This is a genomic window from Vibrio sp. SCSIO 43140 (assembly GCF_023716585.1).
In the GTDB taxonomy this organism is placed as follows: Bacteria; Pseudomonadota; Gammaproteobacteria; order Enterobacterales; family Vibrionaceae; genus Vibrio; species Vibrio maritimus_B.
The window spans coordinates 1,227,838-1,251,372 of record NZ_CP071851.1 but is presented as its reverse complement, the minus strand read 5'-3'; the positions used below and the strand labels follow the sequence as shown (position 1 = coordinate 1,251,372).

The 23,535-nt window shown below is 46.3% G+C and carries 23 protein-coding genes; 11 read left to right on the top strand and 12 right to left on the bottom strand.

Translation table 11 applies throughout. The features are described from left to right. Positions 1-31: 31 nt before the first annotated feature. Positions 32-1,165 (bottom strand): tricarballylate utilization 4Fe-4S protein TcuB, encoded by a 1,134-nt coding sequence (gene tcuB, locus J4N45_RS24160; RefSeq protein WP_252014977.1) that lies wholly within the window; start codon positions 1,163-1,165, stop codon positions 32-34. After that, the gene (gene tcuA / locus J4N45_RS24155; RefSeq protein ID WP_252014975.1) at positions 1,149-2,537 is read right to left on the bottom strand and encodes an FAD-dependent tricarballylate dehydrogenase TcuA; all 1,389 of its coding nucleotides are present in this window, start codon (positions 2,535-2,537) and stop codon (positions 1,149-1,151) included. The genes tcuB and tcuA overlap by 17 nt, the downstream gene beginning before the upstream one ends. Before the next feature lie 151 nt (positions 2,538-2,688). Here tcuA and J4N45_RS24150 point away from each other — a divergent pair, with 151 nt between their 5' ends. After that, on the top strand, positions 2,689-3,360 hold the full coding sequence (locus tag J4N45_RS24150) for a GntR family transcriptional regulator (RefSeq protein ID WP_252014974.1): 672 nt from the start codon (positions 2,689-2,691) through the stop codon (positions 3,358-3,360). A gap of 212 nt (positions 3,361-3,572) precedes the next feature. On the opposite strand, the gene J4N45_RS24145 is transcribed toward J4N45_RS24150, so the two are convergent. Next, complete coding sequence (locus J4N45_RS24145; RefSeq protein WP_252014972.1) at positions 3,573-4,052, bottom strand: hypothetical protein; 480 nt, start codon at positions 4,050-4,052, stop codon at positions 3,573-3,575. Positions 4,053-4,432: 380 nt separating this feature from the next. On the opposite strand from J4N45_RS24145, the gene J4N45_RS24140 reads away from it, so the two are divergent. From J4N45_RS24140 to J4N45_RS24120, 5 genes are all read left to right on the top strand, one after another. Next, a complete protein-coding gene (locus J4N45_RS24140) occupies positions 4,433-5,455 on the top strand; it encodes an ABC transporter permease subunit (RefSeq protein ID WP_252014970.1) in 1,023 nt (340 codons plus the stop codon). Positions 5,456-5,458: 3 nt separating this feature from the next. Then, positions 5,459-6,499 (top strand): ABC transporter permease, encoded by a 1,041-nt coding sequence (locus tag J4N45_RS24135; protein ID WP_252014969.1) that lies wholly within the window; start codon positions 5,459-5,461, stop codon positions 6,497-6,499. Positions 6,500-6,572: 73 nt separating this feature from the next. Next, complete coding sequence (locus J4N45_RS24130; RefSeq protein ID WP_252014967.1) at positions 6,573-8,411, top strand: extracellular solute-binding protein; 1,839 nt, start codon at positions 6,573-6,575, stop codon at positions 8,409-8,411. Between the two features lie 23 nt (positions 8,412-8,434). After that, the gene (locus J4N45_RS24125; protein WP_252014965.1) at positions 8,435-9,289 is read left to right on the top strand and encodes an ABC transporter ATP-binding protein; all 855 of its coding nucleotides are present in this window, start codon (positions 8,435-8,437) and stop codon (positions 9,287-9,289) included. A gap of 25 nt (positions 9,290-9,314) precedes the next feature. Further along, positions 9,315-10,127 carry an ABC transporter ATP-binding protein gene (locus tag J4N45_RS24120; protein ID WP_252014963.1) on the top strand — a complete coding sequence of 271 codons (813 nt, stop codon included), beginning with the start codon at positions 9,315-9,317 and terminating at the stop codon, positions 10,125-10,127. Here J4N45_RS24120 and J4N45_RS24115 read toward each other — a convergent pair. The 9 genes from J4N45_RS24115 to J4N45_RS24075 form a co-directional block, all read right to left on the bottom strand. Beyond that, complete coding sequence (locus J4N45_RS24115) at positions 10,120-11,172, bottom strand: aldose epimerase family protein (RefSeq protein ID WP_252014961.1); 1,053 nt, start codon at positions 11,170-11,172, stop codon at positions 10,120-10,122. The genes J4N45_RS24120 and J4N45_RS24115 overlap by 8 nt on opposite strands. A 9-nt stretch (positions 11,173-11,181) precedes the next feature. Continuing rightward, positions 11,182-12,153, bottom strand: a complete 972-nt coding sequence (locus J4N45_RS24110) for a D-2-hydroxyacid dehydrogenase (RefSeq protein WP_252014959.1) — start codon at positions 12,151-12,153, stop codon at positions 11,182-11,184. A gap of 9 nt (positions 12,154-12,162) precedes the next feature. Next, positions 12,163-13,692: a tripartite tricarboxylate transporter permease gene (locus tag J4N45_RS24105; RefSeq protein WP_252014957.1), complete on the bottom strand. Its 1,530-nt coding sequence runs from the start codon at positions 13,690-13,692 to the stop codon at positions 12,163-12,165. A gap of 12 nt (positions 13,693-13,704) precedes the next feature. Continuing rightward, positions 13,705-14,556, bottom strand: a complete 852-nt coding sequence (locus J4N45_RS24100) for a hypothetical protein (protein ID WP_252014955.1) — start codon at positions 14,554-14,556, stop codon at positions 13,705-13,707. Positions 14,557-14,631: 75 nt separating this feature from the next. Then, the gene (locus tag J4N45_RS24095) at positions 14,632-15,645 is read right to left on the bottom strand and encodes a Bug family tripartite tricarboxylate transporter substrate binding protein (protein ID WP_252014953.1); all 1,014 of its coding nucleotides are present in this window, start codon (positions 15,643-15,645) and stop codon (positions 14,632-14,634) included. A gap of 70 nt (positions 15,646-15,715) precedes the next feature. Then, a complete protein-coding gene (locus tag J4N45_RS24090; RefSeq protein ID WP_252014951.1) occupies positions 15,716-16,684 on the bottom strand; it encodes a sugar phosphate isomerase/epimerase family protein in 969 nt (322 codons plus the stop codon). Between the two features lie 84 nt (positions 16,685-16,768). Next, positions 16,769-17,734, bottom strand: a complete 966-nt coding sequence (locus tag J4N45_RS24085) for a transketolase family protein (RefSeq protein WP_252014949.1) — start codon at positions 17,732-17,734, stop codon at positions 16,769-16,771. 19 nt (positions 17,735-17,753) lie between these two features. Further along, complete coding sequence (locus J4N45_RS24080; RefSeq protein ID WP_252014947.1) at positions 17,754-18,578, bottom strand: transketolase; 825 nt, start codon at positions 18,576-18,578, stop codon at positions 17,754-17,756. A 68-nt stretch (positions 18,579-18,646) separates the two neighbouring features. Next, positions 18,647-19,300, bottom strand: a complete 654-nt coding sequence (locus J4N45_RS24075) for a GntR family transcriptional regulator (protein ID WP_252014945.1) — start codon at positions 19,298-19,300, stop codon at positions 18,647-18,649. Between the two features lie 417 nt (positions 19,301-19,717). On the opposite strand from J4N45_RS24075, the gene J4N45_RS24070 reads away from it, so the two are divergent. From J4N45_RS24070 to J4N45_RS24050, 5 genes are read left to right on the top strand one after another with little or no spacing between them, the layout of a single operon-like run. Continuing rightward, positions 19,718-20,176, top strand: coding sequence for an RpiB/LacA/LacB family sugar-phosphate isomerase (locus J4N45_RS24070; protein ID WP_252014943.1), 459 nt, complete (start codon positions 19,718-19,720; stop codon positions 20,174-20,176). A 14-nt stretch (positions 20,177-20,190) separates the two neighbouring features. Further along, a complete protein-coding gene (locus J4N45_RS24065; protein WP_252014942.1) occupies positions 20,191-21,198 on the top strand; it encodes a dihydroxyacetone kinase subunit DhaK in 1,008 nt (335 codons plus the stop codon). Further along, complete coding sequence (gene dhaL / locus J4N45_RS24060; RefSeq protein ID WP_252014940.1) at positions 21,195-21,830, top strand: dihydroxyacetone kinase subunit DhaL; 636 nt, start codon at positions 21,195-21,197, stop codon at positions 21,828-21,830. Before J4N45_RS24065 ends, dhaL begins: the two co-directional genes overlap by 4 nt. Then, positions 21,827-22,615 (top strand): triose-phosphate isomerase, encoded by a 789-nt coding sequence (locus J4N45_RS24055; protein WP_252014938.1) that lies wholly within the window; start codon positions 21,827-21,829, stop codon positions 22,613-22,615. The genes dhaL and J4N45_RS24055 overlap by 4 nt, the downstream gene beginning before the upstream one ends. Further along, positions 22,608-23,450 carry a sugar phosphate isomerase/epimerase family protein gene (locus tag J4N45_RS24050; protein WP_252014936.1) on the top strand — a complete coding sequence of 281 codons (843 nt, stop codon included), beginning with the start codon at positions 22,608-22,610 and terminating at the stop codon, positions 23,448-23,450. The genes J4N45_RS24055 and J4N45_RS24050 overlap by 8 nt, the downstream gene beginning before the upstream one ends. Positions 23,451-23,535: the final 85 nt, after the last annotated feature.

Below are 23,535 nucleotides of genomic sequence, written 5' to 3'. Positions count from 1 at the left end.
TTTTGAGGCGCTTATATAAAGTATTATACGATTAAGCGTTTGGCTCGGTGACAGGCTTAACACCGACAATCGCTTGGTGACGCTCTTTCTCCACCACGAAAGTGATTAAGGCAATGAGGCGATAGAAACCGTGAACAAACTTGCCGTAAGGCATCGAAATAAAGAGCGTCAGAACGATCCCTAAGTGAACCGTCAGCCCAAGTCCTACCCAGCTAGTATCGCGCAAAACCATCAACCCCAGACCGGAAACACTTGTTAATAGCAATAGCATGAGGAAGCTAGTATCCATACCCTTGTTGGTTTTACCTTTGGTATCCGATACGGCTTGACGCTTCAGCGCCATTAGACCAATAGGACCAACAATTAGACCTAAACCACCAATAACGCCAAATAGCTTGGGCAGGCTGATAAAGTCATAAGGGGCAGGAAGCGCGAGCGCATAGTGCATCACTGTCGCTGTTGAAGTCGCAGCGAAGCAAAGCATGAATCCCCAGAATGTCATTTGGTGGAAATAGCGCCTTGCCATCGATGGTTTCTCTGAAGGGTACGAGCATCCTTGACCATTTCCTCCATCAAGGTATTTGAGGGTAAGGCCATCTTTAATCCCTTTGGCTACCAATCCCCAATCTAGCTTCCACGGTGCAGGTAATCGCATCACCTTCCAGAAGTTTACAATCGACATCACCATAGCGATGGCTACAAATAGCGCCACGGTACCGAAGATCCCTACCATTACGTTATGGGATATTACGCCGTAAAAAGCGTTGTCATGCACTTGGAAAAAACTGTCTCCGGTAAGATAGGCACCGAGTACTACAAATGCCGTAACCAGCACTAAGAGTAATGATGTCACCCAAAGTCCGTTATTCTTGAATGCAGAACCCATAAAGCTTGGCCAAGCATATTGTGCGTAGCTCTCTTCTCTAAGCTCGGCCATGGCGCCAGGCACGTTGAGTTCAAACTCGTGAGGTTTGGCGTATTGGCAGTTGTGGTAACAGGCGCCGCAGTTATGGCAAAGGTTAGATAAGTAGTCGAGATCATCTGAATTGAACTCTAATCTAAGCTCCATTGCTTGAAACACGGCGCAGTGACCTTCGCAATAGCGGCAGGCATTACAAATGGTCATTACTCTATCGACTTCTTTTACTTTAATTGTTGATCGCATAATCCGCTGCCTCGCTTCCTGCTATTCGTCCAAACACATTTCCAATTGTCATTCCAATGCCTGCTAAGTAGCCTTGTCCTAGTACGTTGCCTGCCATAATTTCTCCAGCTGCAAATAGGTTTTTGGCAAGCTTGCCATCAGACATTCTCATCTGAGCATTCTTATTGACCTCAACACCAAGGTAGGTGAACGTGATGCCGGGCTTGAGCGAATAGGCGTAGAATGGGGGAGTATCAATTCGTCGTGCCCAGTTAGTCTTGTTAACTTCAAGTCCTTTGGTGTGCACTTGGTCTAGTTCGGTGTGATCAAAGTTACCCGGCTGAACAGCGGCGTTATACTCGTCGATGGTCTGAGTGAACGCCTCAACGTCTAAGCCAACTTTCTCGGCCAGTTCTTGTATCGAGTTTGCTGTCACCGCTGGAAACACAGGAGGCATGAACGAGCCTTTGGCTTTGCTGTCGATAATGACATGGGCAATCTGATCAGGCTGAGAGGCCACAAGGCGACCCCAAATCGCATAACGCTTTGGCCAGAAATCTTCACCTTCGTCGTAAAAGCGTTTGGCATTTTTATTGACGACAACCCCAAGAGAAACACAGTCAACGCGAGTACAAATCCCACCATCAAATTGTGGCGCACGACCATCTATCGCAACTGCATGGCATTGGTTTGGCTCGCCAACGGAGTTAATCCCTGCATTAAGCAGCATCTTCAGCAAGGTGCCTTTGTTGTATGGGGTACCACGAATAAGGAAGTTTTCCGCAATATCGCCCCATGCCTCTTTCAGCCATTCTACATTCGCCTCGAATCCACCTGCGGCGGCGACAAATGTTTTGCCTTTAATTGTCTGATCGCCGACTGAAACACTTTTAAATTCATCGTTGTTTATTTCAATGTCGGTGACCATGGCATCGTAGTGGATCTCAATGCCCAAGTTTTCAGCGTGACGATAGAGAGCATTGGCTAGCTGTTTACCGCCACCCATGAAGAACGCGTTAGTCCTTCCTAGATGTAGTGTGCCTCCCAATGGCGGCTGGAACTGCACGCCTCGCTGCTCTAACCAATCAACCGCCTCCGTTGAGCGGTGAAGCGTCAAGCGTGCAAGCTCTTCATTGGTTTTGCCTTTGGTAACACGCATTAGGTCTTGCCAATATTCTTCTTCGTCGTAGGTACCGCTTAAGACAGACATAGGGCCGTCGTGCATGGGTCTTAGGTTTCGGGTGTGACGGGTATTGCCTCCACGGTGGGTTCTGGGAGCGCCTTCCAGCAGACAAACACTCGCGCCTTTTTCGGCGGCAACAATCGCAGCAACGATGCCAGCCTGACCACCTCCAGCAACAATCACATCGTAGGACTCACTTTCAAAGCTCATTCGATACTTCCTTGTTTTTGGTTATTGATGTATACGATTGTATACAATTGTATTTTTAGCTTGAAACTTATTGATTCCTGTGTCAAGTTTGGAATAACAAAAACTTCACAACTGAGATCTAGAACGATCTTCGATTAGAGTTCGATAGCAAATGACACAAGAAAAAAAGAGTAATCAATCTCGATCCGAAGTGGCCTATCAAAAGCTACTACAAGCCATTCGTCACGGTGAACTGACACCGGGAACTCGCGTTAGAGAAATTGAAGTTGCAGAGATGCTGGGCATTAGCAGAACACCCGTCAGGGATGCCATTCGGCGTTTAGAAAGTGATGGTTTGTTGATCCATTTGCCACGCCAAGGTGCGGTCATCAAGCAGCTGGATCAGAAAGAGGTGATAGAGTTGTATGAGGTGCGTGAGGTACTAGAAGGCACTGCAGCGCGATATGCAGCACGGCATGCCTCAGAGATTGAATTAGCTGAGCTCGAAGACTTCAACGACATCATGTTAAGTAATGCCAAGGACCCGATTAAGGTCGCTGAGGCGAACCGTCTGTTTCACCAAGCGCTATATCGAGCGGGGAACAACCGTTATCTAATTGACGCACTAAACTCACTATCAAATGCACTCACTTTGCTAGGCGGAACCACGTTACAGGAAGGAGAGCGAACTCAAACTGCGTACCAAGAACATCAAGCGATCATCGATGCTATTCGCCAGCGCGATGGCGATAAAGCCGAACAGGCAGCAAGACATCACATACAGCAAGCGCATCGAATTCGTATGCGGATGCAGAGGGCTTCACGGGTTGAAGTTAGCGGGTGAGTGATAGAGGTGCAGATTGGTTTCAATTTCCGCTGCACTCTCTAACTTTAGAGTCAAACTTTTTGAAAGGTACCAAGGAAACAGAGGCAGCGCTGAGCTAACTTAGCTAGATGTCGAGTGTCTGCTTTACATCTTCAAAGAATTTAAAAGGTCATCTTGAACTATTTCCGTATAGTTTTTGACAACCCTTAGTTGTAAATGGTTCAACTGACCTACCAATCGATTGATGCCTCTGTATCCCATCGACAAACTGCCTTTTTAATAATTCGCTCGTTTGGTTTGCTTTCTTTTGTGCCATGGTCGGTTGAGACTAGAATATATTTAAATTCCCAGTCACCGCGCATAGTTGACTCGCCATCATCAATGAATGTGAGATCCGCTTCGATGCCACCGTAAACGTCACCGCTAATGTTTTCTCGTTGCATGATTGAGAACTTATGGCTCTGTGAACCGTTTTTCATTTTACGAATTGCGTGATTCGTCACTGTGACGTTTTCGTTTGGAGTATTCGAGTCACTCCAGAGATAAACACCTTGACCGTCTTTTTGTATAATCAAATTTGCATGGTTGTCTAGTTCGCAAGAAAACGGCTTATCAATAGACTTAGGGTTCGCCATCATCTCACTGACGCTAGTCGTTTGACATCCAGAAAGTGCGACTATTGCCAAGGCTGGGATCATAAGTTTCTTCATTCTTGTACCTTTATGCGCTCCGCGCTGCAGAGTGATTTTTGTTGTTCGTGTTTTAGCGCACATCCAAAAAACCTGGAGACCTAGCCATCCAGATTGAAATGATGTTAATTGCTACTCTTAGTCCATTTACTGTAACCCCAGAAATTAAAACACTTAACTACAATATGAAGGATCAGGTCCATCGATGCTCCGCTTGGTTCGGGTATTGATGTAATGTTCGTATTTGCTGATGTGTCGCAAATATTTGCTTATCCTTGATATATGTTGCCTTCTACTAGTTGCTTTTCTTTCAGTGACTTAATTAAGGCAGTAACTTGTTTTGTCGCTCTAAGCTCGTTAATCTTTCTCTTAGGGAGCAGCAAACATGGAGAAGTTGATTAATGCTGTCTTACTTTCTTCGTCGCCTAGCACTTGTGGTGCCAACGTTTTTAGGGGTGACGATACTTATTTTTGCGATCACCAGATTAGTTCCAGGAGGGCCAGTAGAGAGAATGCTGGCTAATCTGCATACACAAGGGGATGGGGGATCGCTATCGATATCAGGCAGCAACTCTGCGCTGTCGGAAGATCAAATCCAAGAGTTGAATGCTTTCTACGGTCTCGATAAACCCGTTCATCAAGCCTATTGGGAATGGCTTTCGAACCTTGTTCAATTGGATCTTGGTGAGTCTACTCGTTACTACGAGCCGGTTTCAGACATGATTGCTGAGCGTATTCCAGTATCACTGTTTTACGGTGGTATGACGTTCTTTATCAGCTATTTTATTTCCATCCCTCTTGGCTATTACAAAGCACTTAAACATGGTTCTGTGTTTGATTCGCTCTCTTCAGTGGCAATCTTTGTAGGGTATGCACTTCCAGGGTACGTTGTGGGGGTGTTGCTTATTACTCTGTTTAGTTATCACCTAGAGTGGACGCCTATGGGGGGCTTCACTAGCGATGACTTTGAGGATTTTGAGCTATTGTCAGAGCAAGTTGCCGACATTATGTGGCATGCCATTCTACCTTTAATCTGTTACCTCATCGGCGATTTTGCGACGCTTACTATGACGATGAAAAACAATCTCATGGAAAACCTGTCAGCAGACTACATAAGAACTGCGATCGCAAAGGGCTTGCCATTTAAGCAAGCGGTGCGAAAGCACGCACTACGAAATAGCCTAATACCAATTGCCAGCCATTTTGGTAACTCTTTGCTGTTCTTTATGAGCGGAGCATTCTTAATTGAGGTCATCTTCAACATTGATGGAATAGGGCTGCTGGGTTATGAGTCTATTGTCGAAAGAGACTACCCCGTTGTAATGGGGATCGTCGCGATTAATGCGGTGCTGCTGCTTCTGGGAAACATCATCTCTGATATCTGTGTCGCGCTTGTCGACCCTCGTGTGAAGTTTGGGGGATAAGCGATGCAGGTCAGTCCTTTAACAAAGAAAAAGCTCAATAATTTTAGCCGCATTAAGCGTGGCTATTGGTCGTTTATTCTGCTGTCACTCATGTTGATTATGTCGTTATTTGCTGAATTTCTTATTAACAGCAAAGCGCTGGTGGTGAAGTATCAAGGTGATTACTTTTTTCCGGTGGTGAGCCGTGTCTATCTGGGAACAGAATTTGGACAAACGAATGCCAGTGAAGCCGACTACAGACAACTTAAGTTAACCTTTGAACAAGCGGCAGGTGATGATTTTGTGTTGATGCCGATAGTGCCGTGGGATCCTTATGAACAAGACTTTTCTGGGGATTATCCACCAAATGCGCCCAATGCCCAATCTAAGCACTATCTAGGGACCGATATCATCGGCAGAGACATATTGGCAAGGTTGGTGTACGGCTTTCGAATTGCTATGGGATTTGCACTATTAGCCATGGCGGCTTCTTATGCGATTGGTGTCGCTGTCGGCTGTGCAATGGGCTTTCTTGGCGGCAAGTTTGACCTTTTCGTTCAACGTTTTATTGAGATTTGGTCTATGGTGCCTTTCTTGTACGTCATCATGATTTTGGTCTCTATTGTTCAGCCGAGTTTTACTCTTTTTGTCGCCATCAATGTCATGTTTGGTTGGATGGGCATTACCTGGTACATGAGGACCATGACCTATAAAGAAGTCGCAAGGGAGTATGTCACGGCAGCCAAAGCGCTTGGCGCGTCAAATGCTCGAATCGTCTTCAATCACATCCTCCCAAATACCATGGTGATGGTGGTAACACTCGCACCATTCACTATCGCGGCAAATATCACGGCTCTGACCGCACTCGATTATTTGGGGTTAGGCTTAATGCCACCAACGCCAAGCTGGGGAGAGTTGCTTCAGCAAGGAAAATCGAACTTAGACTCACCTTGGATCGTTGCTTCAGTAGTAACCGCCATTGTTGCGGTTTTGGTTATGGTGACATTCATTGGTGAAGCGGTAAGGGCAGCTTTCGACCCGAAGAAGTTTACCCGCTATGTTTAAACTAAGTGATTAAAATTAATCGTATAGAGCTAGGCCACGGAAAACGTTTAGCGAATAAAAATAAGGATATTGCATGGGCAAGAATTACATTACTTTAGCGGTACTTGCGACAACCCTATCTGTGGGTGTGAACGCGGGTGACCTTCCGGCGGATCTTCAATGGATAGATAACATGAATGAGCCATTGTTTGCGTCGGAGGAAGCGCAGTTTGGCGGTACGTTACGCTCCTACATGTCGAGTTTCCCACAAACGCTGAGAAGTGTCGGACCAGATTCAAATTCTGGTTTGCGTCATTACTTTATGGACGGCACTCCCAAGCTTGCGGCTCGTCATCCCAATACGAATAAGTGGATTCCACAGCTTGCTGAAGCATGGGCGTATGGTGACGACAATCAAACTGTCTATTTCAAGTTGAACCCGAAGGCAAAATGGTCCGATGGTGAGATGGTCACCGCGGACGACTATTTGTTTATGCTGACCTACAACCGATCCAAAGACATTATTGCCCCATGGTACAACGACTTCTTTACCAACAAGATCGCCGACGTCGTCAAGATTGATGACTACACCATCGCCATAAAGTCAGCCTCGAAAATGAGCCAAGATGAGCTGATGATTCAGATTAACCTGCCAAGCAATGGGGTACAGCCAAGACCCGAGCACTTTTTTGCTGATTCCAAAAACGATAAAAACGGTGATGGTATCGACGATAACTTTGTAAGGAAGTTTAATTTCAAGGCTGAGCCAACGACTTGGGCGTATTACATGTCTGACGTTAAGAAGGGTAAGAGTGTCACGTTCAAACATGTCGGTCAGGACTGGTGGGGGTATGAGAATCGATATTACAAGAATCGCTACAATGTTGAGAAGGTACGCCTTACCGTTATCCGAGATGCGGATATTGCCAGAAAGCGATTTGAAAAGGGTGACTTGGATGCGTTTGGCTTAATACTGCCAAGTTTGTGGCATGAGAAGGCGGACGGTAAGCCTTATCAAAATGGATACATCCAAAAGTTTTGGGGTTACAACCAAACCGTGCAGGGCGCGGGCGGTTTATGGATGAATACCTCAATGCCGATGCTTGACGACCGTAATGTTCGAGCGGGTATCATGTATGCCTCTGATTACGATGGCATGATTAAAAACGTGTTACGCGGCGATTATCTGCGTTTGCCTCACGGGCTTGGTGCAGGGCATGGCGACTATGATCGACCAGACAATCAAGCTGCGGCTTTTGACCCTGATAAAGCGATCGCTTATTTCGAAGCCGCGGGTTTTGATACCATTGGTGCCGACGGTATTCGTGTTAATGCCCAAGGTCAAAGACTAAGCTTTGATATTACTTATGGTTTCCCACCACACACACCAAGGATTGCTTATCTCAAAGAACAGGCTAAGCAAGCGGGACTGGAGTTTAACCTTAAACTTGTTGATGGCTCTTCGGCGTTCAAGTTTGTGCTCGAGAAAAAACATCAGTTAGCCTTTTTGCACATGGGAGGCGGTGAAATCCCTGCTTATTGGGAGTATCTACACTCTGACAATGCAAAACCTCAAACAAACAACCACACCTTCTATCAAAATCCCGATATGGACAAACTCATTGACCAATATGTGGTTGAATTTGACGTAGCCAAAAAACAAGCGCTGTCACATCAGATCCAACAGAAAGTGTCTGAGGAGTTTCTTATTGTTCCAGGATATATGGTGCCATACACACGTGAAGCGCATTGGCGCTGGTTGCGTGTTCCAGAAAATGGGATGACCAAACAAACACAAGCCATGTTCTCAGTGACAGACATCGCCAACTTTTGGATTGATGATGAAATGAGAAAGCAAACTAAGCAGGCAATGAAAAAAGGCGAGAGCTTCGAGCCTGTGATTGTCGTTGATGACACCTACAAACTGCAATAACCAAAACATTGGACGGAGTGTTCATGCAAGACGAGGTAATTCTAAGCGTGCGCGATCTCGCGGTAAGTTTTCACGATGATGATGACTGCCGTGAGGTATTGCATGGCGTTAATTTTGATCTCAAAGCCGGTAGGACACTGGGGATTGTCGGTGAGTCTGGCAGTGGTAAGAGTGTTACGGCGATGTCCATCATGGGATTGTTGCCCAAACCTTACGGAGTCGTGACAAAGGGACGGATCTTATATCGAGATACAGATTTGCTGAAACTTGAGCCCAGTGAAATGTATTCGATGCGAGGAGACCGAATTTCCATCATCTTTCAAGACCCGATGACGGCACTTAATCCAGTTCAAACGGTTGGTAAGCAGCTTAACGAGGTATTGGAGTTACATCGACCTGAACTGAGTAAATCAGAGAGAAAAGCGACCTGTCACGATATGCTGAAAAAGGTGCGTATCCCATTGCCAGAAGCAAGATTGAACGAGTACCCGCACAACCTGTCTGGCGGTATGCGTCAACGTGTGATGATCGCAATGGCGTTGGCTTGTAAGCCAGACATATTGATTTGTGATGAGCCGACCACAGCACTGGATGTCACTGTGCAAGCCTCGATTCTTGCGTTGATGCAAGAGCTTCAACAGGAGACGGGGATGTCGATGATATTTATTACCCACGATCTTGGTGTTGTTGCCGAGATATGCGACGACGTAGCCGTCATGTTTGCGGGGCGGATTGTAGAACAAGCGGATGTGTTTGAGCTGTTTGATCACCCTAAGCATCCATACACAGAGCGCTTACTCGGGCTAATTCCAGATATCGACAATCCGCCCAAGCAAAAGATTGATATCAAACCCATTACCGAAGACATGTTTCGCTAATTGATAAGGCAGTTAAAGGTTCTGAATGAGTGAACTTCTAAAAATCACCGATTTAAAGCAGTACTTTCGTAGTGGTGGCGGGGTTTTTCGTCGTGGATACGTAATGAAGGCGGTGGATGGTGTGTCCTTGTCCGTCAATCGTGGCGAGACGCTTGGGTTAGTCGGAGAGTCAGGGTGTGGTAAAAGCACCTTGGGCCACACCATTCTAAAACTCCTAGAGCCCTATGATGGAAAAATTGTGTTTGAGGGAGCGGATATCACTAAGCTATCGACTCGCGAAATGCGCCCGCTGCGTAAGGAAATGCAAATTGTGTTTCAAGACCCTATGGAGTCGCTAAACCCACGCCACACGGTGGGCATGATCTTAGAAGAGCCCTTTATCATCCACAAACTCGGTAACACAATAGAGAGGCAGCAGTGGGTTCGAGAACTGTTGGAAAAAGTCGGTCTGCCTGAGGACTCGATTGACCGCTATCCCCATGAGTTTTCGGGGGGGCAAAGACAGCGCATCGGTATTGCTCGTGCGATAGCGGTGAAGCCAAAACTGTTGATTTGTGATGAGTCGGTATCTGCATTGGATGTGTCGGTCCAAGCGCAGATCCTCAATTTGCTGCTGGACTTACAAGCAGAGATGAACCTCGCCATTATCTTTATCTCTCATGACCTCTCTGTGGTGAGGCATGTCTCTGATAATGTCGCGGTAATGAAGGAGGGTAAAGTCGTTGAGTACGGAACCAGTGATGAGGTGTACAAAACGCCGAAGCACGAGTACACCAAAACACTGTTAGCAGCCATACCGATTACGCATCCGAAATACCGCTCTAGATCTATTAGCTAAACGATTTATTGTCGTCAGGGTAATAGAACTCATAAACGATCGAATGCTGATAGGGTTTGTCTGGCGTTACCTGAGATAATGGGAAGTGTCCGATATTGACCGCATTGACATACCCTTTCGGCTCAAGACATACGCCAGCAAACTTCTGATAAACCGAAGTATTTTTGCCAGCTACTTGATTCAGATTATGTCCATTGTAGAAGTGCAAGGTATCTTCATTGGAGTAAACTCTCAGCCCCAATTTCGATGTTTGCAGCTCACCGACCAATCTAATTTCTTCAGCTTCACTGAGAACATAGGAATCGTTGATGTCGATGTCGTTGTTTACACATTCAGCGAGCATCACCCCTAAAGAGTAATCAAAAGCAGTGTGGCGGACACTGACAACTTCGCCATTCGGTATCCTATCTTGCTTCTGTTGTAAGGTTCGGTCAGACGGGATACGTAATAAATGGTTATTAATGCTCCCTGACTCATGCCCGTTAAGGTTGAAATAACTGTGCGCTGTCATGCTCATTGGTGAAGCGGTATCGGAGCAAGCACTGATGTATAACCTGAGCTGATTGGTACTGGTCAGAGTATACTTCGCCGAAACCGTAACGTTCCCTTTAAAGCCCTCCTCACCATCCGCATCTTCTAGCACAAGCCAAAGCGAAATCTCATCATCAGTTTCATCGACGATAGCGATTTGCCAAACTCGATGATGGTAACCAAAGCGTCCACCATGAACGCAGTGTTTTCCGTCATAGGCGTTTCTGTCGACTTGAATAGTCTCGCCATTGTAATTGAACTTGGCGCCTTCTATCCGATTGGCAACGCGGCCAATGATGGCGCCCATGTAATGTGTGTCTTTGGCATAGTCAGCGAGGTTATCATATCCGAGTACGATGTCTTTCACTTCGCCATCTGAGTCCGGGACGTGAAGGCATCTTATGATGCCTCCGAGCGTCAATATGGATACCGACATTCCAGACTGATTGGATAGCGTCACCTCTTGCACAGGTTGATTGTAAAACTGACCAATATGTTGCGAGCTTACCGGCATCATAGTCTCCTATAGAGGATTGACGACATTAATCGGTGTGCCATCCAGATAGCTTTGAATGTTCTCAGCTACCATAGACATGATGCGCTGCCTCGCATCAAGCGTTGCCCATGCGATATGTGGTGTGATAATGCAGTTTTTCGCGCTGAGCAATGGGTTGCTCTTCACTGGGGGCTCTTGCCACAATGTATCAAGTGCCGCACCAGAGATGACGCCTTGGTTGAGCGCTGCAGCGAGTGCTGGTTCATCGACAAGTTGACCGCGAGAAGTGTTAATCAAAAAGGCGCTTGGCTTCATTTTGACTAGCGTTGCTTGATTGATCATATTCTCAGTGGCGGGCAAAGCTGGGCAGTGCAGTGAGACGAAATCAGATTCAGCCAATAGCGCCTCTAACGTGACCTTTTTATGAGCATAGCTCGGCATCTGCTTACTGAATTCATCATGAGCGATGACGTTCATGCCAAAAGCAGAGCCAATCGCCCCAACTTGCTGACCAATGTTGCCAAAGCCGACGATGCCTAACGTTTTACCCGATAGCTCTAACTGCGGGGTTAACCAGTACGTCCAATCTTGGTTGCGACTCCACCCAAGGTTTTGCTTTACATCATTACTCATCGCACTCACGTTGCGAGCAAAGTTGAAGATATGAGCAAACACCATTTCGGCGACGGTTTCAGTGCCGTAAACGGGCACGTTCATGACCGGAATATCTTTTTGTTTGGCGTATTCTATATCGACAACGTTATAACCTGTGGCTAACACGGCTATGCATTCCAGCTCCGGGCAGGCATCGATGACTTGCCGACTTATCGGGGTCTTGTTGGTCAAGATAATACTGGCGTTTCTCGCCCTTTCGATGACCTCTTCGGTGCCGCCAGTGCTTCGGTCATAGCTTTTGAACTCACCCAGAGCTTCAATAAGAGCCCAAGGATTATCACCGGGGTTTAAAGTGTAGCCATCTAAGCAGACAATGGTTTTCATACGGTTTCCTTAGGATGTGGCGAGTCGGTTTTTGACAGTGCTAAATAGCGTTCGGATCCCACGGTTAACCGCAGGGATTTGGCTACAAATGATCATCACAATCACACACACCAAAATCAGTGAGATAGGGCGCTCAATCATTGGCATTAAGCTACCACCGGTGGTCTTGAGACCCGTTCTGAGCGAGGTATCTGCCATAGGGCCTAAGATGACGCCAATCACCAATGGTGCGATAGGCACTTTCAGCTTCATAAAGAAGTAAGAAATGATGCCGATGATACCCATCAAATACAGGTTGAAGACGCGCATGCCGAGAGCGAATGAGCCGATAACACACAGCACAGCGATAAGTGGCATAAACAGCGTTTGCGGAATGCGCAGAATATGAATGACCTGTTTAGACAGGATCATACCGCACACCCACATCGCAATCGCAGCCGCGAACAGAATCGCTGTTACCTCTGGGATGAAGGATGGGTTAGTTTTTAGCAGCATTGGACCCGGAGCGACATTATGTAGCATCAGCGCACCTAGCAGCATGACCGCTGGTGGAGAGCCTGGAATACCTAAGCTGAGTAGCGGAATCATAGCGCCTCCCACACAGGCTTGGTTCGCTGTCGAGGTAGAGATTACGCCCTCTGGAGCGCCTTTCCCAAAGGTCTCTGGCTTCTTGCTGGTCTTACGAGAAATACCATATGCCACCCACGCTGCGATATCCTCGCCAATCCCGGGCACTGCACCGATACCAACACCAGTAAGCGCGGATGAAATGATATTACGCGTGTTTTTGAACATGGTTTTGAAGTCTGGTAGCAGCTTACCAATCGACTTGGCATTCATCGACTTCATCTTCATCTTCGATTCCAGTACCGACATGATTTGTGGAATACCAAAGGCGCCGATTAATACGGGAACCACATCAATGCCATTGTCGAGTTCGTGAATACCCATAGTAAAGCGTGGGTACATCTGCATATGGTCTTGGCCAATAGTGGACAACCAGATGCCGAACAGACCTGCAATCCAGCCTTTTATTGCCAGTTCTGGGGAGGTCAAACTGCCGGAGATCAGAATGCCAAACAGCGCCAGCAGGAAGTACTCATAGGAGGTGAACTGAAGCGCAGCCTTGGCAATAACCGGAGAGAGCAGGGCAACGAACACCATACCGATGGCCGAGCCAATCAGTGATGAGGTTGTGGCTAAACCAAACGCTCGTCCTGCCTGACCTTGCTGAGCCATAGGGTAGCCGTCCATTGCCGTCGCCGCAGATGCTGCGGTGCCGGGAATATTGAGTAGAATAGACGTATACATACCGCCGTAAACGCCACCCACATAGATTGAAAGCAGTGCCAGCAGCGCTGTTTGATTGTCTAAGCCGTAGGTTAGGGTAGTCAGTAGTGCCACGCCCAGTGTTGCGGTTAGGCCGGGCATTGCGCCAAAAATAATCCCCAAAAATGTACTGCCGACGAGAATTAAGATCAGCAGTGGGGAGGTGAAAATATGCCAAAACATACTTCCGAATGTAGATAGAATATCCATGTTTTTCACCTGTTAGAATGCGTCTTCGAGAGCTTGCATGTCTTCGTCTGAAAGCTGCATTGCTTCTGTCTGTTTCGGTGGTGCTAAATAGGTGTAATAGGTTTGGTTGAATACTTGCTCGACGATCAGACCTTCGTTAGGAAGCGGTACTAACAAGAAGTACCTAAAGATCGGACACAGCACTGCCGGGAAAACGATACTGATAATTAGTAGTCTTCTGACCTTTTCTGTCATCTCAGCACTATGCTGTTTCGCCGTGTGGAACAGATAGCCAGACATGACAATTGCACTGACAACCAGCACGATATCAGTCGTGTATGGGTAGATAGCATTGGCATACTCGGACGCGCCCGAGCCAAACAACAGTAGCGAGACAACCACGGTCGCAGAGTAGATCTTCAATAGTTGTTTGGTGACGCTTTCTGTATCTAAGTAATAAAGACCAATGTAGAAAATAAGAAACGCGGCAGATGCAAGGAAGAAGTCATACCAAGTGATCAGCACGTAGATGTAAGTAATGATGCCGCCACCGGAGATAAGAAAACCGGTTGGATTGATGTTTTTATAGTGTTTCGCGAACAGAGCTTTGCCTTGCTCTGCCTTACTTTTTAAGAATACTGATAATCCTGCAGCAAACAGTGAGCAGCCAATAAAGAGTGGCAGCAGTCCAGGTGATTCATACCATTCAGTCGTCACACCGCCGACTGTACCGGAGAATGGCATGGTTAAAGAGTTGGCAACTACCACTAGGGCAAACACCATGACCACTAACGAGAAGGCAAAGTCCCATCCGTGCATTTGTTGTTGCTCTAACGTCTCTTTATCCACGTCATCGTGTTCAGATAGTTTATTTTGAGAAGACATAGTTGCCCCCAAACAGCAATTAGTTAATTAAGAAAGAGTTGACCAGCCACGTTGCGTGACTGGTCGATACGTCCACTACTCAGGCTTAGGAATTCCTAGTGTTTCAGGGTTGATTTTCGCAGCCTCTAGATCCCATAGCGTCCAGCTAAATAGCGATTCAAGACGAGCCATACGTTCATTCGCTTTTTTGCCAAACTCACCAACGAGTTCGTAGTGGTTTTCACTAGCGTAAGTTTTTACTTCGTCACTTTGCATTGCGCTTGCGAATGCCTTGGCGACGGTTTTCTTAATTTCCACAGGCGTTTCTTTCTTCATTGCGAAGCCGATAGCTTGTGAGATAGGGAGGTACTCTTGAAGAACAGGGTAGGTTTGCAAACCTGAAGGGATAGTGATGTCACCGACGCTAAATGGTTTTTCAGTTAGCGTAGCCAGTGCTTTAAAGTCGCCAGATTGAATCAGTTGGTTTTGCTCGGCAACTGATGTGATAACTACATCAACTTCGCCACTAAGCGCTGCATTTTGGCTGCGAGATGAACCAGGGAACGGTATAAAGTTCATCTCGCCACCGATGCCTTTTTCAAACGCTAGGTAGTTAATATGGTGAAGCGAGCCAGCAGAGCCTGCGCCAACACGGACTTTGCCTGGGTTTTCTTTAACGTGGGCAACGAGCTCTTCAATCGTATTGAACGGAGAGTTTCTAGAGACTGAGATAACGTCTGGCGAGCTGGCTACGATAAAGTAGTCAAAGACATCCATACGATTATCCCAACCGCCCATCACGGCGGCCGCAACGTTAGACTCAGAGAGACCGACAAAGGTATAACCATCAGGAGCTGAGTTATAGCCTTCTAGGAGACCGACTGAACCAGATACGCCGCCAGGTTTGTTGATCACGTTGATGTTTGTTCCGAGATATTTGGCCATCGATGCGGTTGCAACGCGGTTAATGACATCGGTACCACCGCCGGCAGACCAAGTAACAACGTCGGTAATATTACGTGTAGGGTAGCGTTCATCTGCATTTGCGAATGAGGTGCTAAGGGCAAGTGCAGCAGCTAAAACACTTGTAAGTAGAGTTCTTGTCTTCATTTGTTTCACCTTGTTTTAGTGCAGTATCTGGTCTTGTGCCAGATTGTCACTGCGGGTTACTAGACTGGGATTAGATCTTGATGAAATAGCTTTCTAAATCGGCCCAGATATCCATGTACTCTTTCTTTCTCAAACTTTCGCCAAAACTCTCCATACCGATCGCGTCGATGCGTGCCGAGATGCGATTGGTCATTCGAATGTTTGCTTCGAACATCTTTACAATATCCCATCGCGTTGGAGAGGTATCTGATGTAAGCCAACCTTGGTAGTTAAACTTCTTCAGATAGTAAATAAATTCAATGTATTGCATTAAACTGCGACTTCCGCAGAAGTAATCCCAATCCCACTTACCGTCGTTATCGTTGATGTGGATGTAGTACTTAATATCAAGTGAGTTAAGTAGGGCGAGTTCTTCGGCAGGATTGTTATCACCATATAGGGAATGACCATAATCGAGGGTCACGCCGATATTAGGATTGCCAATGTCCTTGATAAGACAGATGGTCTTGGCTGCATTGTCGAGATAACAACGGCCACGGACTTCGTTTGGTTTGTACTCAATGAACAGTGGGATGTGCGGCTTGTACTCGCCAGCTTCGCCAAAGGTTTCGCACAGACGCTGCCACGTTTCGACATAGTCCGCTTGGAAACTGAACTCGTAACCATCGCTCAGAGGGCAGCACTGTACTTTGTCGGCTCCGACTTCTTCTGCGTAATCTTTTGCTTCTTTGATAAAGCTGACTGCACGGTCTCGTACACCTTTATCTGGGGAGGTTAGGCCACCAGATATAAACTCTTTCTCCACCTTGACGTTGACGTTTATACAGGCAACTTTGACGTCATACTTAGCGAGCAAAAGCTTGAGCTCGGTGAGGTTGTCGTAGTTCACTTCATAGGGGTAGACCAACTCAGCCCCAGACATACCATCAATGGTGCGAAGCGTTTGTAATTTCTGCTCCAGAGTTTTTGGTTCGTTATACTCAGAAAAACGATCCCGTTGCTGACCGAGAAACGGAGTAATTACTGCGTGTTTAAACATAAATCTCCCTAGGCATTTGCCGAACCTTCATTATTAAACGTTGTTTTCGATTGAACACGGTTTCCGATTGAACACGGTTTTCGACTAAGCAGAGGCTTCTGTCGACACCAACATGGCGCTGGCACAGTCGATAATGTGTTTGGATGACAATCCATACTTGTCGAGAAGCAGTGGGTAGGCGCCCGATTCTGCGAACGTGTCATCCAGTCCTAAATGGTCGAATTGAGCGTGAATCTGCTCTTTTGCCATCCGCGTGGCGATGTCGTAGGCCATGCCATTACGCTTCTGGTGACCTTCAGCGATGATGACGCGACCTGTTTTTTTGATAGATGCGCTAATCGACTTCCAGTCCAGAGGTTTGACGCTGTATGCATCGATAAGCTCTACACTGACACCAGCCGCTTTGAGCTCATTCGCCGCCTCAAGGGCTTGAAATAGAATGTCGCCATAGGAAATGATGGTGATGTCAGAGCCCTTTAGTAAGGTATTGCTACCACCACACTTGAACTCAGCTGACTCGTTGTAGAGCTCGTAATAGGCGTCACGCATTAGCCGGCAATAGACAGGGCCCTGTGTTTCCATCGTTACATCGAACAAGGCTCGGCTAGATGCGGTGTCGCATGGGGCGAAGATATGCATGTTAGGAAGCGTTGACATCAAAGCCATGTCTTCGGACGCTTGGTGAGTCACACCATCGATAGCAGCGGTAGTGCCACCATGCGAAGACATCAGCTTCACGTTCAGGTTTGGATAGCAAATGAAGCTACGCACACTCTCTAAAGCACGCATGGTTAAGAACACGCCATAACCCGCGACCACGACGGGCCTGCCATTCGCCGCCATCCCAGACGCCGAGGCCATCATGCCAAACTCTGCGATGCCCATCTGAAAATAGCGCTCAGGATACTTGTCGTTGAAAAGGTATGAGTTGGTGGAATAACCAATATCAGCTTCGAATACGGCAAAGTCAGTGTTAATTTCGCCGTACTCAACCATTCGCTCGGCAAACGCAAGGCGGGTTGGTTTTTTGGATTTAGTAACTGTAAGCATGTGAATACCCTTTATTTGATTAAGCGACTAACTCAGAACGAGCAGCATGGAACTCGTCATCACTTGGCGCTTTACCATGCCAATTGCGAACATCTTCCATAAAGCTGACACCTTTACCTTTGACCGTATTGGCGATAATGCAGGTAGGCTTGCCTTTGAATTCACGTGCCGCTTGCAATGCATTTAATATCTGTTCAATGCTATGGCCATCGATCGTCACCACATTCCATCCAAACGAAGCAAACTTATCTTCGATGCTCAGCAGTGGCATGATTTGGTCACTAGTGCCATCCATCTGCAGGTTGTTTTTGTCGACGAAGAACACGAGATTGTCGAGTTTGTATTTGGCTGCGGCCATCGCGGTTTCCCAAACGACGCCTTCATTCAGTTCACCATCGCCGAGTAGGGAATAAACGCGGCGGCCATCATTAGCCAGCTGACCTTCTAAAGCCATACCCGTCGCTGCAGCGCAGCCGTGACCCAACGAACCTGTGGTAGTGTCGATTCCTGGTGTGCTCTTCATATCAGGGTGGCCTTGCAAGATGCTGTTAATCTGCCGCAGCGTCTTGAGGTGTGATTTTTCAAAGTATCCGAGGCGTGATAAGCAGGCATACCAGACAGGACATGCATGACCTTTAGAGAGCACGAAGCGGTCACGGTTACTCTGCTTAGGATTGCCAGGATCGAGGTTGTTCATCTCGCTAAAGTAGAGTGTTGTAACGATTTCAGCAGCAGAGAACGAACCACCAATGTGACCCGATTGCGCGTGATAGACCATATCGAGAATATCAATTCGGATGTCGTTCGATAATTGATATAGCTCTTCTACACTTATTTTGGACATAAGTGTTCCTCCTTAAATAGGATGTAAATCAGAAATTTATTTTTAAGCTAAATGCTACTTGTCAATTATCACTTATCTAGGAAGTGATAATTGTCTAAAAATTCAATGAATTGTTTAGAAACTTGCTCCCAGTGAACCAAGTGCATTTCTCTTGCTTCATTAATATTGCCAGACTCTAAGTTGTCGATTAATTTGTTGTGCTCGATAATCGAGTCCCATGGTAATGGCCTAAGCTTAATAACTATGTCTTTGCAACGCTTATTTTGTTCGTTATATTTTCTTGCGGTTTCTATAAGTCTAGAGTTTTCAGTATATTGAAATATTTGGTCATGGAAGGCAAAGTCATGTATCGCCCACTGTTGAATATCATTATTGTCAAGTGCCTGCTCCATTTTGGCCGTATAGTCACGAAGTATATCTAATTGCGCCTGTGTGAGTCCTTTTGATATACAAATATCGAGTGCCATTACCTCTAGATGTGCAATGAGCTCGTAAAGCTCTTCTACATCGCGTCTTGACAAGGCGCATATTTTAAGACCGTGTCTTGGGTGGAGTTTTATGAGTCCATCTTGCTGTAGTCTTAGCAGAGCTTCTCGTACAGGAGTTCTGCTAAAGCCACAAATTTCAACCGCTTCATCGACTAATAGTTGCTGATTAATTCGAAATTTATTCTCAAGAATCATGCATTTAAGCTTGTTGTATGCTTGTTCTGATAGCTTCATAGTGCTTACCACTGCCTCCATGTGACACTCAAAAACTGAGCAAAATCAATTAATTTTCTACCGCATTCAATAAAAAATTTATTAAAACATCCGTTAATTGCTATTGAGTATAAAATAAGCAGCTAATTTCAAACGCGATCTGAATCACGCTAATAGATAAAATATAATTTATTTTCCTCGTGAGTTAATGTACAAAAAAAGAATATTAAAATATTCTTATGGATTGTTATTGTGTTTGATTAATATATTAATGTCTAACTAAAATATAATAGCTAACTAATTTTAATTACTAATACACAAGATAAATAAGAAATAAATTAATAAATTCTTTGTGACGCAATTCAAATATGACCTGTCTAAAATAAAGTACTTTAATAATAGGTGTTGTTAAATTCACTCCATTAGTTAGGAGGTAATATGAGTATTGCAATTGGCTGCGATGATGCGGCGGTTAACCTTAAATATGTACTTTGTGAACATTTACAAAAGCTAGGTTATGAATATACAGACTATAGCGAAGCACCAAAGGACGTTTCTAATTTATATGCAGATATTGCCGAACGTGTTGCGAAAAAGGTAGCCGATAATACCCATGAGCGCGGAATTATCGTTTGTGGTACGGGTATTGGGGTATCGATTGTCGCGAATAAAGTGCCGGGCATAAGAGCCGCGTTGTGTCACGACGTTTTCTCAGCCGTGCGTGCGCGCAAGAGTAATGGTGCTCAGATCATCACTATGGGTGAGCGAGTCATTGGGGTGGAGCTTGCTAAGACCATTCTAGAGGCTTGGCTTAATGCTGATGAGATTGATGAGTCGTCCAAGCCCAAAGTACAAAGGATTTGCGAGATAGAGGCCGAGCTTCAAGCCCAATCGTGATTGAGGGATAGATAATGAGAAAACCAAAGAAACTGATTAATGACAGAAACGCGGTTGCCCGTGAGCAATTTGAAGGGTTTATGGCTGCGATGAGTAGTGATCTTGAGTCTATCTCAAATCACACCTGTGCCATTCGAAAAGCACCTCTGAACGGCAAAGTAGCCGTCTTTACTGGAGGAGGTGCCGGCCACGAGCCAATGTATGGCGGCTATGTCGGCGAAGGGTTAGCGGATGCGGTCGCTATAGGTGATGTGTTTGCTGCCCCGACCCCTGATGCGATCTTCGAAACGGCTTTGGCATTGAATCCAGAGAATGGCGTGGTGTTTATCTACGGCAACTACGCTGGTGACAACATGAATTTTGATATTGCCGCTGAGCTACTAGAGGACGAAGGGGTTCGAACTCACACGATTCGCGTCAACGACGATGTTATCTCCGCTCCGATTGACAACAGTAAAGAGCGCCGAGGCATTGCAGGTGCCTTGTTCGTTCTCAAAGTTGCCGGTGCTGCTGCCGCTCGTGGAGACAGTTTTGAGCAAGTCGTCGAGGTGGGAGAGCATGCGCTTCGATCGACGAGTTCGATTGGCGTCGCGCTCGGTCCTTGCGCAATACCTAGAAACGAGGGTTTCAATTTTCAGATCCCAGACGATGAAATCGAGATAGGAATGGGCCTGCATGGCGAACCAGGTGTTGGCAAATCCAAGCTCTCAAGTGCTGATGATGTGGTCTTTGAAGTGATGACCAAACTTCAGCAAGAGGCGGACCTTAAAGAGGGCGACGAGGTAGCGTTACTCGTTAATAACCTCGGCGCATCGACTCAAATGGAATTGCTTATTGCTAACCGAGCTGTTCATCACTATTTGAGTGAGAAAAAAGTATCTGTGGTGGATAACCTGATTGGTGGTTACTGCACCTCGTTAGAAATGTCAGGTTGGTCTATCTCGTTACTCAAGCTTGATGAGCAGTTGAAATCGCTTTATCAGGCTCCTTGTCAGTCATTCGCATTGAGGAAGTCACTATGAACAGTCATGAAACGAAACAGATGTTGAAATTTATGTCCTTGAATATGGTCAAGAGTGAGCCACTTTTGACCGAGGTGGATCAAGCAATTGGCGATGGTGATCATGGCCTAGGTATAGAACGCGGCTTTCAAAACGTCTATGACATGATTGATCAAGGATTTGAAGCTAATAATGTGGGTGACGTTTTGACCAAAGTTGGCACTAAACTCTTGACCACTATGGGCGGAGCATCAGGGGCGATCTTCGGTACCTTGTTCCGAAATGGCGGAAAGGCTGTGGCTGGTGAACCTGAACTGACGACCCCTGTCGTTGCGGAGTTTTTGGCAGCTGGCCTAGAGGGCATTCGTAAGCGAGGCGGCGCGGATGAAGGTGCGAAAACAATGATCGATGCTCTTGCTCCTGCGGCTCGAAAAGCCAATGAGTTGTCGCATTTGCCGTTGAACGAATCAATGCCACTCATTGTAGAGGCTGCTAAGCAGGGCGTTGAAGCAACCAAGTCTATGATTGCTACGACAGGTAAAGCCAAAACATTGGGCGAACGCTCACTGGGATACCCAGATCCTGGGGCAATTTCAATGTCACTGATCTTAGAATTTATGGAAGAGTCGATATTAGAAGGAGAGCCCGTATGAAAAAGGTCTGGTTGGGCTCTAGCTGGAAAATGAACAAAACTAACGATGAGGTGGGCAGATACTGTCAGCTGATAAAACCGCATCTTTCAAATCTTAGCGCTGACCTACAGACTTTTCTCATACCTCCGTTTCCTTATGTAAAGCAAGTTGAAACGGCACTTAGTGAGACCCGATGCTTAACGGGTGTCCAGAATGTGGGCTGGGCGAGCAGTGGACCATATACAGGGGAAGTGTCTGTGGATATGGCGAAAGACATAGGCGCATCCCTTGTGGAGATCGGACATTCAGAGCGCCGAGAGTGGTTCGGTGAGACAGACGCGACGGTCAATAAAAAAGTGATCCTGTCACTCAATACAGGTCTAAGACCATTAATTTGTGTTGGGGACACTGCAGATGAAAAGTGTTGGGGAGTATCAGCGGAGTCTATCGTGCGGCAGGTAAAGATTGCACTGCACGGTGTTTCCGCTGAGCAAGTGACTAAAGTGCTCATCGCCTATGAGCCTGTATGGGCAATTGGCGAGCATGGCATACCTGCATCGACAGAAGAAGCAGAAATGGGACTTGCTGCGATAAGGTCTGGGCTGACTACACTTTATGGATCTAAGATCGCACAATCTGTTCCACTTCTTTATGGTGGGAGCGTAAACATCCACAATGCCAAGATGCTGCTGAGACAGCCGAATATCGATGGCTTGTTTGTTGGTCGAACGGCTTGGCAACCTGAGGGGTTTGCGAGATTAATCCAGCTGGTGACGGAGGTCATCGAGGAGCAGGCTTATGCTTGATAACTTCTCAGTCAGTACCGTTGCTTACTCGGGGTATACGCTTGACCAAGCGATAGAGTCATTACATCGCATTGGGATAAAAAATATTGAGCTGGCTCTGATTAAAGGAGCGGTACACGATCTGGTAGAGTCTGATATCACTATTGAATTAGCCGAGTGGGTAAAAAGCAGCCTTGATCAAAAAGGTATGCAGTGTACCTCTTTTGCCGCTCACTGTGAGATGAACTTAGGCAACTGCAAAGAGCGGTTGTTAAGGCGTGTCCAGCTCTGCTGTACGCTCGCTTGTCCAAGGTTAGTCTTATATGCGCCAAGAGATACAACGTGGCAGCAGTTCTATAGCGAGGCTAGGGCAGCATTCGATCTCGCTAAGTTATCCGGCATTAAGATATTGATAGAAAATGTTGGGGATACGCGCTCTTACTTACTCAATGATGCTGATGATTTTGATGCATTTATTGAGCAGGTAGACAACTCGGTTGTTGGAATAAATTTCGACCCGGGTAATTTTTTGTCTCATCGCCCAGAGCTCGATGTACTTGAACATTCCATTGCCAGCCTTGAAGTAGCGGAGCACATCCATATTAAGGATTTAATTCAGTCTGGTGATGCTTGGCAGTGCTGTGAAGTTGGGGATGGTGCTGGTCGTTATGACGCGCTCTTTGACTGCGCCTATCAACAGGAAAACATGCCTTTTTTCAGTATTGAATCTCCATACTCCTTAGAGCGGTTAGTGGATGGTTCAACTAGGCTGAAGCCAAGGGACTCAGTATTATCGATTCAAGACATAGAGATGAAGCTGTGCTCTTCCATTGAATTTGTTCGCGCTCGAATTTAGTACGAACTCGAATTTAGAACAAATAGGTGCGCAAGCCGTTTTGGTTTGCACACCTAAGGTATTAAGTTTATCTAAGTCGTAGAAC

Excerpts from the sequence above, each read along its gene's own strand:
- tcuB (WP_252014977.1), bottom strand. The coding sequence starts at position 1,165 with ATGCGATCAACAATTAAAGTAAAAGAAGTCGATAGAGTAATGACCATT.
- tcuA (WP_252014975.1), bottom strand. The coding sequence starts at position 2,537 with ATGAGCTTTGAAAGTGAGTCCTACGATGTGATTGTTGCTGGAGGTGGT.
- J4N45_RS24150 (WP_252014974.1), top strand. The coding sequence starts at position 2,689 with ATGACACAAGAAAAAAAGAGTAATCAATCTCGATCCGAAGTGGCCTAT.
- J4N45_RS24145 (WP_252014972.1), bottom strand. The coding sequence starts at position 4,052 with ATGAAGAAACTTATGATCCCAGCCTTGGCAATAGTCGCACTTTCTGGA.
- J4N45_RS24140 (WP_252014970.1), top strand. The coding sequence starts at position 4,433 with ATGCTGTCTTACTTTCTTCGTCGCCTAGCACTTGTGGTGCCAACGTTT.
- J4N45_RS24135 (WP_252014969.1), top strand. The coding sequence starts at position 5,459 with ATGCAGGTCAGTCCTTTAACAAAGAAAAAGCTCAATAATTTTAGCCGC.
- J4N45_RS24130 (WP_252014967.1), top strand. The coding sequence starts at position 6,573 with ATGGGCAAGAATTACATTACTTTAGCGGTACTTGCGACAACCCTATCT.
- J4N45_RS24125 (WP_252014965.1), top strand. The coding sequence starts at position 8,435 with ATGCAAGACGAGGTAATTCTAAGCGTGCGCGATCTCGCGGTAAGTTTT.
- J4N45_RS24120 (WP_252014963.1), top strand. The coding sequence starts at position 9,315 with ATGAGTGAACTTCTAAAAATCACCGATTTAAAGCAGTACTTTCGTAGT.
- J4N45_RS24115 (WP_252014961.1), bottom strand. The coding sequence starts at position 11,172 with ATGCCGGTAAGCTCGCAACATATTGGTCAGTTTTACAATCAACCTGTG.
- J4N45_RS24110 (WP_252014959.1), bottom strand. The coding sequence starts at position 12,153 with ATGAAAACCATTGTCTGCTTAGATGGCTACACTTTAAACCCCGGTGAT.
- J4N45_RS24105 (WP_252014957.1), bottom strand. The coding sequence starts at position 13,692 with ATGGATATTCTATCTACATTCGGAAGTATGTTTTGGCATATTTTCACC.
- J4N45_RS24100 (WP_252014955.1), bottom strand. The coding sequence starts at position 14,556 with ATGTCTTCTCAAAATAAACTATCTGAACACGATGACGTGGATAAAGAG.
- J4N45_RS24095 (WP_252014953.1), bottom strand. The coding sequence starts at position 15,645 with ATGAAGACAAGAACTCTACTTACAAGTGTTTTAGCTGCTGCACTTGCC.
- J4N45_RS24090 (WP_252014951.1), bottom strand. The coding sequence starts at position 16,684 with ATGTTTAAACACGCAGTAATTACTCCGTTTCTCGGTCAGCAACGGGAT.
- J4N45_RS24085 (WP_252014949.1), bottom strand. The coding sequence starts at position 17,734 with ATGCTTACAGTTACTAAATCCAAAAAACCAACCCGCCTTGCGTTTGCC.
- J4N45_RS24080 (WP_252014947.1), bottom strand. The coding sequence starts at position 18,578 with ATGTCCAAAATAAGTGTAGAAGAGCTATATCAATTATCGAACGACATC.
- J4N45_RS24075 (WP_252014945.1), bottom strand. The coding sequence starts at position 19,300 with ATGAAGCTATCAGAACAAGCATACAACAAGCTTAAATGCATGATTCTT.
- J4N45_RS24070 (WP_252014943.1), top strand. The coding sequence starts at position 19,718 with ATGAGTATTGCAATTGGCTGCGATGATGCGGCGGTTAACCTTAAATAT.
- J4N45_RS24065 (WP_252014942.1), top strand. The coding sequence starts at position 20,191 with ATGAGAAAACCAAAGAAACTGATTAATGACAGAAACGCGGTTGCCCGT.
- dhaL (WP_252014940.1), top strand. The coding sequence starts at position 21,195 with ATGAACAGTCATGAAACGAAACAGATGTTGAAATTTATGTCCTTGAAT.
- J4N45_RS24055 (WP_252014938.1), top strand. The coding sequence starts at position 21,827 with ATGAAAAAGGTCTGGTTGGGCTCTAGCTGGAAAATGAACAAAACTAAC.
- J4N45_RS24050 (WP_252014936.1), top strand. The coding sequence starts at position 22,608 with ATGCTTGATAACTTCTCAGTCAGTACCGTTGCTTACTCGGGGTATACG.